The following is a 3,264-nucleotide window of genomic DNA, read 5'->3' as shown; positions in this document are numbered from 1 at the left end:
TGGGTGGCGGCGCGCTTGGGGCATGTGCCGCGTATGGGTGAAGTCGTGGAGGAGGGGGATTTGCGGCTGGAAGTATTGCGGGCGGATCGTAAACGGGTGCAGATTTTGCGGGTGACGCCGCCGCGCAGTGCATCCCTGCCGGAAACGGCGTCTCAGGGTAGCGCATGAAGGGTGATGCGCTGAAAAATACATCCTTTCCCGTGCGGCTTCTGGCCGCATTAATTTTGGGTGCGGCCTGGCCTTTGGCCTTTGCGCCCTTTGCGTTGTGGCCGCTGGCCATCGTCCTGCTTTTTGGCCTGTTTTGGCTGGCGACCACAGAGGAGCGCCCGCGCCATGCGGCCGCTCTGGGCGCCGTTTTCGGTTTTGCGGCCTTTGCGGCGGGAACGAGCTGGATTGCCATTACCCTGCATAATTTTGCCAATATGGACTGGGCATTGGCGGGCGCTGCCGTCGCTTTGCTGGCTGCTTGTTGCGCCGTCTACGCGGCGCTGGCCTTATGGCTGGTCGGCCGCTTTTTTGTCGGGAACGCCCGGTTGTTGGCCCTGCCGGTATTGTGGATTTTTGGGGAATGGGTGCGGGCACATCTCTTCACAGGCTTCCCCTGGCTGGCGACGGGATATACCCAGACCCATGCCTCCCTCGGCGGCTTTGCGCCCTGGCTGGGGCAGTACGGAGTAGGGCTGGCGACCGCCGGGGTGGCGGCCATCCTGGTCTATATGCTGCAGCGGCGGCAGTCCCGTCATGTACTGATGGGGGGTGTCGCCTCGCTCCTCGTGATGTTCGGTGTGGCCATGGCGGCGGCTTCGGTGCCCTTCACCCATCCCGCAGGCAAACTGCTGCGGGTGACTTTGCTGCAGGGTAATATTCCCATCACTGAGAAGTGGAATGCTGGCAAAGTCAGTGCCATCCTGCATCACTACGTAAACCTGATTTTACAGACACCGCCCGATACCCAGTTGATCGTCCTGCCGGAGACCGCTTTCCCCATTTTTCAGACGGAGCTGCCCGGTCTGATTGAGCAGTTGCAGCAGTGGTCAGCGATGCACCATAAAATCCTGCTCATCGGTATTCCCGAGGAGGTTGGCCACAAATATTACAATGCGGCCATGGAAATCGACGGGAAGGCACCCTTGCGCTGGTATCAGAAAGAGCATCTGGTGCCCTTTGGGGAGTACATCCCTATGCCCAGCCTGTTCGGGCCGCTGGTGCATCATTTTTTACCGGGACTGGGAAGTTTCTCTTCCGGGCGTGGGCCTTATGCCCTGCCTGTAGATGGGCAGAAAGCCGGTATAACCATCTGCTATGAAGAGTCCTTTTCCCGGGATGTGCGCAAGGGCGTGGAGGAGGGGGCCACCTTTCTTTTGAATATCAGTGATTATGCCTGGTACGGCCACAGCATCGCCGCCGCACAGAGTCTGCAGATGGCGGCCATGCAGTCCCTGCAGGAGCAGAAGCCCGATGTTCGCGCGACCAATACGGGCATTACCGCCCTGATCTCACCGCATGGACGGGTGGTTTCGCAATTGCCCCAGTTTGTGGTGGGCACCCTGAACGGGGCCATACAGCCGATGACCGGAGAAACACCCTTCGGACGCTGGGGCAGTCTCCCCTATCTGCTGTTGAGTTCGGTTCTTCTGCTGGTGGCCGTTGTCCTCAGTCGCCGGCAATCATCATCTCGTCGATGAGGATGGAGGGGCAGCCGGTGTTGCCGTGAATGAGCAAGTCATTGCCCACGGCGCACATGCCCTGGAACATGCCCTGCAAGGTCCCGGCGATGGTGATCTCTTCGACGGGGTACTGAATCTCCCCGTGCTCTACCCAGAAGCCCGCCGCGCCCCGTGAGTAGTCGCCGGTTACCATGTTGATGCCGAAGCCGATGAGCTCGGTAACCAGCAGGCCGCGCCCCATCTGGCGGAGCAGTTCATCCAGAGATGCCTTGCCCGGCTGCAAGGTGAGATTGTGGGCGCCGCCGGCATTACCCGTGGTCTTCATGTTTAATTTGCGGGCGCTGTAACTGTCGAGGATGTAGCCTTCCAGTACGCCCCCGGAGATGATGTTGCGGTTGCGGGTGGCGACCCCCTCGCCATCGAAACTGCAGCTACCCAACCCGAGCCGCCGTAAAGGTTCTTCATAAATGCGAATGTGTTCCGGGAATATCTGTTTGCCAAGACTGTCCACCAGAAAGGAGCTTTTGCGATACAGGCTGCCGCCGCTGATGGCGCTGGCGAGGTGGCCGATAAGGCTGGACGCGACTTGGTTTTCAAAAAGCACCGGGGCCTTGGTGGTGGCCACCTTGCGGGCATCCAGACGGCGCAGGGCGCGTTGAGCGGCTATCTTACCGATAGCCTCCGGTGTCGCCAGGGCGTCAGCGGCACGGGCCACATCGTACCAGTAGTCCCGTTGCATGCCCCCTTTGCTGTCTTCGGCAATCACCGAGCAGGACAGGCTGTGTCGCGACGAACGGCTGCTGCCCATGAAACCCAGGCTATTGCCATAGATCGACGTGCCCTCGCCGGTGCCGAGGCTGCCGCCTTCGGAGTTGTGAATGCGCGGATCGCTGTCACGGGCGGCCGCCTCGCAACGACGTGCCAGATCAGCGGCGGTGTCAGCATCTATGGACCAGGGATGATAAAGGTCCAGATCCGGGAAGTCCTTGGCGAGCAGTTCGGGATCGGCAAGCCCGGCAAAAGGGTCTGCCGCCGTATGCCGGGCAATGGTGAGCGCCGCTGAAACGGTTTCTGACAAAGCCTTGCGGGAAAAGTCCGAGGTGGAGGCGCTGCCTTTGGACTGACCCAGATAGACCGTGACCCCCAGCCCCTTGTCCTGGTGGTATTCGATGGACTCCACTTCCCCTAAGCGCACGGTTACCGACAAGCCTTTGCCGGTGCTGGCGGAAGCCTCTGCCGCACTGGCACCTTGCTCGTGGGCAAGGTTGAGCATGTCGTCAACGATCTGGGTCAGGGCGCTGGTATCGAGGGTGGAGTGGGGGGCTTGGCTCATGAGGTGTTTTCCCGCAGGTGATGGAACGATCTTTTCATCTTACCCCCAAGCTTTAGGGCAGGGGAAGCTTGGGACCGCGAAGATTGCCATACGACAGAAACTGGGTGTTTATACGTAAATGAGAATTGTGAACGTTATTGCTCAAAAGACATCCGTGCGATCCTAGCTCATTGTTTATTAATATATAGGAATGGAATAACGCTTTTCTGACCCAATGTCGCATTTAAAAGGAGCGTGACTACGATGAAAGGAGTCGTCGAACAT

3 protein-coding genes are annotated in these 3,264 nt (G+C 59.4%); 2 read left to right on the top strand and 1 reads right to left on the bottom strand.

Annotated features, from left to right (window positions below; translation table 11 throughout):
• Positions 1–3 precede the first annotated feature (3 nt).
• Positions 4–168: a hypothetical protein gene (locus AC2VNK_RS01155; RefSeq protein WP_486882504.1), complete on the top strand. Its 165-nt coding sequence runs from the start codon at positions 4–6 to the stop codon at positions 166–168.
• Entirely contained in the window at positions 165–1,685 is a 1,521-nt protein-coding gene (lnt, locus tag AC2VNK_RS01150; protein WP_486882503.1) for an apolipoprotein N-acyltransferase, read from the top strand. The genes AC2VNK_RS01155 and lnt overlap by 4 nt, the downstream gene beginning before the upstream one ends.
• Here lnt and pmbA read toward each other — a convergent pair.
• A complete protein-coding gene (pmbA, locus tag AC2VNK_RS01145; RefSeq protein ID WP_486882501.1) occupies positions 1,654–3,000 on the bottom strand; it encodes a metalloprotease PmbA in 1,347 nt (448 codons plus the stop codon). The two genes, lnt and pmbA, sit on opposite strands and share 32 nt — an antisense overlap.
• Positions 3,001–3,264 lie beyond the last annotated feature (264 nt).

The organism is Acidithiobacillus sp. TH-A35 (genome assembly GCF_057473505.1).
Note: the sequence above shows the minus strand (reverse complement) of the source record. Positions and strands in the feature narration are given on the sequence as shown.